Annotated in this window: 6 protein-coding genes; 1 reads left to right on the forward strand and 5 read right to left on the reverse strand. The window is 72.1% G+C overall.

Annotated elements, in window-relative coordinates:
* Positions 1-94 precede the first annotated feature (94 nt).
* The 5 genes from ACFQ8C_RS35880 to ACFQ8C_RS35900 are packed head-to-tail and all read right to left on the reverse strand — an operon-like array spanning position 95 to position 5201.
* Positions 95-1357 (reverse strand): ABC transporter substrate-binding protein, encoded by a 1263-nt coding sequence (locus tag ACFQ8C_RS35880; protein ID WP_383465998.1) that lies wholly within the window; start codon positions 1355-1357, stop codon positions 95-97.
* The gene (locus ACFQ8C_RS35885) at positions 1354-2547 is read right to left on the reverse strand and encodes a branched-chain amino acid ABC transporter permease (protein ID WP_383466005.1); all 1194 of its coding nucleotides are present in this window, start codon (positions 2545-2547) and stop codon (positions 1354-1356) included. The genes ACFQ8C_RS35880 and ACFQ8C_RS35885 overlap by 4 nt, the downstream gene beginning before the upstream one ends.
* A gap of 34 nt (positions 2548-2581) precedes the next feature.
* On the reverse strand, positions 2582-3472 hold the full coding sequence (locus tag ACFQ8C_RS35890; RefSeq protein WP_383466000.1) for a branched-chain amino acid ABC transporter permease: 891 nt from the start codon (positions 3470-3472) through the stop codon (positions 2582-2584).
* Positions 3469-4350, reverse strand: coding sequence for an ABC transporter ATP-binding protein (locus tag ACFQ8C_RS35895; RefSeq protein WP_383466007.1), 882 nt, complete (start codon positions 4348-4350; stop codon positions 3469-3471). The genes ACFQ8C_RS35890 and ACFQ8C_RS35895 overlap by 4 nt, the downstream gene beginning before the upstream one ends.
* Entirely contained in the window at positions 4350-5201 is an 852-nt protein-coding gene (locus tag ACFQ8C_RS35900) for an ABC transporter ATP-binding protein (protein WP_383466001.1), read from the reverse strand. Before ACFQ8C_RS35900 ends, ACFQ8C_RS35895 begins: the two co-directional genes overlap by 1 nt.
* Positions 5202-5776: 575 nt before the next feature.
* Between ACFQ8C_RS35900 and ACFQ8C_RS35905 the strand changes: the two genes are divergently transcribed.
* Positions 5777-6940, forward strand: a complete 1164-nt coding sequence (locus ACFQ8C_RS35905; RefSeq protein ID WP_383466003.1) for a PucR family transcriptional regulator — start codon at positions 5777-5779, stop codon at positions 6938-6940.
* Positions 6941-7269: the final 329 nt, after the last annotated feature.

The following is a 7269-nucleotide window of genomic DNA, read 5'->3' on the forward strand; positions in this document are numbered from 1 at the left end:
CGGGGCGGGTACCCCCGGCGGGGCCCCGGCCGCGCCCCGCGCCCGGGGTCGCCCGCGGGCGGGGCCGCCCCGCCGCCCCGCCGCGCGGGGGAGGTCAGTCCCTCGGGGTGGCGAGGTACTCGGCGAGGGCGGGGTGCTCGATGGGGCCCCGCACCTCCTTCAGGCCGCCCGGCAGGCCCGCGGCCGGCTGGACGATGTACGTCTTGGTGCTGGACGCCTTGGACGGGTCCGAGAAGTCCTGCGGCTCGTGGAACCCCTCGGCGTAGGCGGTCAGGCTGCGCAGGGCCTTGCCGATGCCGTCCCGGCTGAGGTCCTTCGCCTCGCAGGCCGCCTTGAGCGTTCCCACGAGCAGGCTCGCGGCGGCGTTTCCGGCCTGGGCCGCCTGGTTGACCGGGTCCTTCGGGTAGGCCTTGGTGTAGTCCTCCGCGAGCTTCTTCGTGGCCGGGTCGTCACCGCTGAGTGCCGGCCACGGGCTGGCGACGTAGAGCATCTTCTCCAGGGCGGGCTTCGCCGGCGTGGCCAGCAGCTGCGGCACGTAGGCGGGCGCGCTGGCGAGGACGGGAACCTTGAGACCGGTGGCCGCGGCGACACCCACGAGCGACGCGGTCTGCGCGGGGACACCGCTGAACACGACCGCCTTGACGCCGGCCGCCCGCAGCGCCGTCACCTGCGCGGTCAGATCCTTGTCGGTGGGCTTCACGGTCTGCGCGACGAGAGTGATGCCCGCCTTCCGCGCGGCGAACCTCGCCCCCTCGGCCGCGTTGCCGCCGTACTCGCCCTCGATGTAGACGTGGCCGACCTTGTCGCCCTTCTCCAGCTTGGCGGCCTGCACCAGGAAGCCGACGCCGTTGGCCATGTCGATGTCGTACGTGCTGGCCATCAGCCGCAGATGAGGGTGGCCCAGGACCGTGCCGGAGGCACCGATCTGGATCGTCTGCAGCTTGTCCTTCTCGATGCTGTCGAGCAGGGCCGCGGTCTGCGCGGAGCCGCTCAGCTGACCGAACGCGGCGATCTGTGGCTCCACCTCGGCGTAGGCGGCCACTGCCTTCTGGACGTCGAACCCGTGGTCGCGCACGAGCAGCTCGATCTGGCGGCCGCACACGCCTCCCGCCGCGTTCACCTGCTTCAGGTGGAGCTGCTCGGCCTGCAGGGCGCTCTTGCCCAGCGGGGCGAACGGGCCGCTGATGTCGGTGAGGGCCCCCACCTTGATGGCGCTGTCCGTGATGCCGGGGCCGGTCTTGATCCCCGACTTGTCGGAGGAACCGGCGGAGTCGCCGCCCTTGGTGCTGCAACCGGTCAGCACCAGCGCCGTCGAGGCGGTCACGGCGGCGGCTCTGAGGATGTGTCTGCGGTTCACGGTGTGTGCTCCTTGAGGGTGTCGCCGCCGGTGGGGGCACCGGCGGAAGTCAGGGGAGAGGAGGGCGTGGCGGGTGCGGGGCGGCGTGGCCACGGCAGGGCGGGAAGCCCGCCGCCCCCACGTGTGATCAGGCCGACCAGTCCGCCGGGGGCGAAGACCAGGGTCAGAACCAGCGCGGCGCCGTAGAGGAAGCGCGCGGCGTCCGCCGAACCGATGCCCGGCTCGCCGGATCCGGCGGACACCACCAGAGGCAGGGCGTCGGAGTAGTGGGCGAGGAGCTGCGGCAGGACGCTGACGAACACCGCGCCCGCCGCCGCGCCCGCGACCGATCCGAGGCCGCCGATCACGATCATCGCGAGCATGTCCATGGACAGCAGCAGACCGAAGTAGTCCGGCACGACCCGCTGGGAGGCCAGGGCCAGCAGAGCGCCGGCGGCGCCCGCGTACATGGAGGAGACGGTGAAGGCGGCGGCCCGGAACCGGGAGGCGGGCACGCCCATCACGGCCGCGGCCACCTCGCTGTCGCGCAGTGCGCCGAGAGCCCGGCCCGGTCGGCCGCGGAGCAGGTTGCGCGCCGCCCAGGCCGCGACCGCGACCAGCAGCAGGCCGAAGTACCAGAGCCTCTCCAGCCCGCCGAAGGGCACGCCGAGGACCGACAGACCGTCGTCGGCGTCCCCGAGGCTCAGTCCGAGGATCTCCATCTCGGGGACGGAACGGCCGTTGAAGCCGCCCGTGTACGACTCGGCGTTGAGCATCGCGTGGTGCCCGAAGAAGATCAGGGCGAGGGTCGCGACCCCCAGGTACATGCCGCGCAGCCGGCCCGACATGGGACTGAACGCGGCTCCCGCGAGACCGGCCAGCAGCACCGCCGCGAGGAAGGCGAGCAGCGGGGGAAGCCCCACGCCGCTCAGGTGCGTCGTCCCCGAACGGTGGGAGTCGTCGGCGAGCCAGGTGTAGCCGTAGGCGCCCACGGCCAGGAAGAACGCGTGACCGAGGGAGAGCTGTCCGGCCGTCCCCACGAGAAGGTTCAGCCCGATCGCGGAGATGACCGCGACCATCGCGAACAGCCCGGTCTGCAACCAGAACGAGGAGAGGTAGAGAGGAGGGACGAGAAGGAGCAGGGAGCAGACGAGAGCGGTGATCCGCCGCGGTGAGACGGAAGGTCCGCCGAGTGAGAGCGCGCGCGACACCGTGGAACGGCTCGTCGACGGTGACGGGGAACGGTCAGACACGGGTCGACTCCTTCGCTCCGAGCAGCCCCTGGGGCCGGGCGATCAGGACCAGCACCATCACGGCGTACGGCACCACCTCGGCGAGACCGGAGCCGAGCCCGCTCAACTGCTGCTGGTAGCCGGTGGCCAGCGCCTCCGCCATGCCGACGACCACGCTGCCGAGCAGCGCGCCACTCACCGATCCGAGGCCGCCGAGCACCGCGGCGGGGAAGGCGGCGAGCGCGATTTGCCCGGTGGTCCGGTCGACGCCTGTGCCGGGGAAGGCCGCGAGGAAGACGGCGGCCACCGCGGCCAGGACTCCCGCCAGCATCCAGGCGGACAGCTGCAGCCGGTCCCCGCGCACGCCCATCAGGGCGGCGGCCTCGGCGTCGGAGGAGCGGGCGCGCATGGCGAGGCCCCAGCCCGTGCGGTGGAAGGCCAGCAGGAAGACACCGACGAGGACGAGGGCCACGACCAGCGAGTACACCCGTGCCTGGGCGACGGTGATGCCGCCGACCGTCACGACGGAGGCACCCCAGGGGTCGCCGGTGCCGAGGACGTCGCCGCCGATGCGCCGGGCGAGTTCGGTGAGGAGCAGGATGTCGACACCGATCGTGAGAATCGTCGGAACGGCCGGCCCGTCGGCCTTCGCCACACGGCGCAGCACGAGCGCCTCGACGGCCGCGGCGGCGGCGGTGCCGACGGCCGCGACGGCGAGGGCGAGGGCGAAACCGAGCGGTTCGTGCAGGACGGCGACCAGGTAGCCGCCGAGCAGGAGGAGCGAGCCGTGAGCGAAGTTCACCGCCCCCGACGCCTTGAAGACGAGACAGAACCCGAGGGCGACGAGGGCGTAGATCGAGCCGAGCGCCATGCCGTTGAACAGGGTCTGGACCAGTGTGCTCATGGGGCTTCCTCCCCGTGCGGCGCGGCGGATTCCGCGGGCGCGCAGGTAGTCGTGTCGACGGCGGAGGCGCCACCCAGGTAGGCCTGGACGACTGCGGGGTCCCGTTGGACGGTCTCCGGCGATCCGCCCCCGATCCGGCGGCCGAAGTCCAGGACGGTCACCTCGTCCGCCATGCGCATGACCATCCCCATGTCGTGCTCGACGATCAGGACGGAGATGCCGAGGGCGTCCCTGATGTGCGTGATGGTGCGGGCCATCGCGACCCGTTCCGTCGTGTTCATGCCTGCCACCGGCTCGTCCAGGAGCAGCAGCTTCGGTTCCATGCAGAGGGCACGGGCCAGCTCGACCCGCTTGCGGTCCCCGTAAGGGAGCAGGGAGACGGGGGTGTCGAGGACGGCGCCGAGACCGACGAAGGCGGCCACCTCGCCCACCCGCTCACGGTGCAGCCGCTGTTCCCGGAGGCCGCGAGGCAGGCGGAACGCGGTGGCGGCGAAGCCCGCACCGGTCAGGGTGTGCCGTCCCAGCATGAGGTTGTCCGCCACCGTCCCGCGGGTGAGGACGATGTTCTGGAAGGTCCGGGCCACGCCCAGCGCGGCGATCCGGTGGGGCGGAAGGGCGGTCAGCTCCGCGTCGCCGAAGCGCACACGGCCGCCGGCCGCGCGGTAGACGCCGGAGAGGACGTTGAAGCAGGAGGACTTGCCGGCGCCGTTGGGGCCGATCAGCGCGTGGATGGTGCCCGGCTCCACGGTGAACCGGACGCGGTCCAGGGCCGTGAGACCGGCGAAACGTACGGTGACGTCCTCGACGGCCAGCGTCGGCACGCCGTCGTCGTGACGCGTGGCGCCCACCCGTACGGGTCTGCGCAGGAGGTCGCGGATCACGGGCGCCACCTGCTCAGAACGGCGGCGGGCTCGGCTTCCGGGGTGAGGGCCGTCTCGTCGGCGTCCGGCTGTTCACCGAGGTAGAGCCGGCGGATCTCGTCCGAGCGCGACAGCTCTTCGGCGGGGCCTTCGAGCCGGACCCGGCCGACGTCCAGGACGTACGCGTGATCGGCGAGCTCCAGGGCGAGCGCGGCGTTCTGCTCGACCAGCAGCACACCGGTGCCCTGGTCGTGGATGTGCCGGATCACGTCGGCGATCCTGGCGACGATCAGTGGCGCGAGCCCCAGGGAGGGCTCGTCGAGCAGCAGCAGTCGCGGCCGTGCCATCAGCGCCCTGCCCATGGCCAGCATCTGCTGTTCGCCCCCGGAGAGGAGGCCGGCGGCCTGGCCGCGCCGGTCGGCGAGGACCGGGAAGAGGTCGTAGACCTCCGCCAGCGCCCGCCGGGCGTCGTCACGGCCCAGACCGGAGACCCCCAGGCGTCCCGCCCGGAGGTTGTCCGCCACGGACAGCCCGGCGAAGACCCTCCGCCCTTCGGGTACCTGGACCACACCGGCGGCGACGACCTCGGCCGCCGCGCGACCGGTCAGCGGCATCTCGCCGAAGGTGACGGAACCGGCGCTGACGGTGCCGGCGTGCAGGGGAAGGGTTCCCGACACCGCGCGGAGCAGGGTGGACTTCCCGGCCCCGTTGGCGCCGAGCAGCGCGACTATTCCGTCGGCCGGGACGCGCAACGACACGTCGTGCAGCGCGGTCACCGACCTTCCGTAGGTCACGGAGAGGTGCTGGACCAGCAGGGTGGAAGAGGCCGCGGGAGGTGGCGGCGTGGGAGGAGGTGAGGACGAGCTCATGCGGCCCGCTTTCTTCGATGGAGCGTCAGGACGGGTTCCGGCCGAGGGGTGCGAGGGTCACGCGGAGCCGCGGTGTCGGGTTCCGCGGTGGCGGGCGATTCGCGCCGGTTCGCCGTGTCCCAGCAGGTCGGAGGGCCGCAGCATGTGGCGCGGCTCGGTGCGACGTCCAGGGGGGAACGGCTCGGCGGGGGCTCCGGGCGCGGATCGTGTGCCGGGTCCCCGGGAGAGCCCTCGTCGCGTGTGACGGGGCACAGGGCGCGACCCGGCGAACGGGCGCGGGTGCGCGGCGCTCCTGGCCGAAGCTCCGGCGCATCGCAACGGAAGTGAATCACGCCTAGTTCGCCCTGGTGTCGTATGGGCTACTTATCCGAGGACACTAGACGTGCGAGTGATTTCTCTTTAGTTTGGCAGGGCCTGCCTCGCTATGCCGCCCTCACCACCGCCATCCGGCGGAAGCCAGACACGTTGAGGTGCTGATGAACCAGATTGAATCCGGACTGCCGGCCCATCCCGCGCATCTCGCATACCGGCCGTCCCTGCTCCCCGGCGACTCTCCGAAGGAAGACGCCAGACGCGTGCTGCGGCATGCTGCCGAGCTGCTCCGTCCTCGACTCCCGTCCTTCGTCGAGTCCGCGCTGAGCGAGCTGCGCAGCGCGAGCTCGTACTACGGCAACCCGCTTCTGGCCCCCGCCGATCTGCGAGAGTCCGTCCACACCGCGATGGAGTGCTTCGTCGGCGGGATGGTCGAGCCCCGGCGCACGTCCGAGTCCGGCGAGTACGCCTGGCTCATCGGCGGCAGGAGAGCGGAGGAAGGTGTCCCGCTCCAGGCCCTGCTGCACGGCTACCGCGTGGGCGGCACGGAGATCTGGGACACGCTCGTGGCCCTCGTCGTGCAGGACTGTCCGGACCAGGGCCACCTCATGGCCTTCGCCGCCAACGACGTATGGGGCCGGGCGGACCGGGACACCGCACTGGCGGTCGAGGCGTACCGCCGTGCCTCCGCCGGGCTGCCCGAGGACGACGGCCGCAAACAGCTTCCGCTGCTGAAGGTGTTGTTGCGCGGATACACGGAGGAGACCCGTGTCTCCGCCATCGCCGTAGCGCTCGGACTGCCCCTGCGTGCCCGCTACGCGGTGGCGCTGCTGCGCGGCCCGGGTGCGGAGCGCCCCGCCACGGAGCCGACCCGCGAAGTGCGCGACGGTATGGAACTGCACTGGTGTCCTCAGGAGGACGGCGTGGCCGTGGTGGCGCGGCTCGACGAGGGCTCTGTCGAGGCCCTCGCGTCGGTGATCCCGACCGGCCCCGGCGTGCGCGGCGGGATCAGCACCGTGGTGTCCGGGCTCATGGAGCTCGGGCGGGCGCGCGAGCTGGCCGAACTCGCCCTGAACTCCTGTGCGGCGGATGGCGAACTCGTCCGGCTCGCGGACCGGCTGCCCGGCGCCTTCGTCCTCGCTCGGCCCGACCTGGCGCAGGACTTCGCGCTTCATGTGCTCGGACCCGTCCTCGAGGCGGAGGCGGGCGAGCGCGAAGACCTCCTGGCCACCCTGACGGCCTGGCTGGACTGTCACGGCTCCACGGAGGAGGCGGGCAAGCGGCTCTTCTGTCACCGCAACACGGTGCTGAACCGGCTGCGGCGGCTGGAGCGGCTCACCGGTCGTCTGCTGTCGCGCCCGCGCGACGTGGTCGACCTGTCGTTCGCGCTCGAGTCGCATCGGCTCACCCGCGCACAGGACGCCTGAGCGCTGTCGAGACTGCCGGAGGTCGTGCACCCGGGGGGTACGACCTCCGGTTCTCAGTCGTTCAACAGCGATCGACCCTCATGAGGGGTGTGGTGGGGCGACTCGCACGTGGCCGACCACGACCTGGGCGGCGTGGCCATGGACTCCGGTCTCACCTCCGGGAAGTACCACCCGATCCCGGTGTCCTTCCGGAGCCCGACGGTACTCGGGGTGCGCTCACCAAGAGGAGACGGTCAGCACAGCGACGAACAGGCCCAGCATGGCCGCGGCGAGGACCTTGAGCGCCCGGCTTCGAGAGGGGTTCCAGAGTCTGGTCAACGTGTCTCCTG

It is taken from the genome of Streptomyces sp. NPDC056503 (assembly GCF_042794995.1).
In the GTDB taxonomy this organism is placed as follows: domain Bacteria; phylum Actinomycetota; class Actinomycetes; order Streptomycetales; family Streptomycetaceae; genus Streptomyces.

What these genes read in the sequence shown, in the direction of transcription:
- ACFQ8C_RS35900 (WP_383466001.1), bottom strand. Translation starts at nt 5,201, where the DNA reads ATGAGCTCGTCCTCACCTCCTCCCACGCCGCCACCTCCCGCGGCCTCT.
- ACFQ8C_RS35890 (WP_383466000.1), bottom strand. Translation starts at nt 3,472, where the DNA reads ATGAGCACACTGGTCCAGACCCTGTTCAACGGCATGGCGCTCGGCTCG.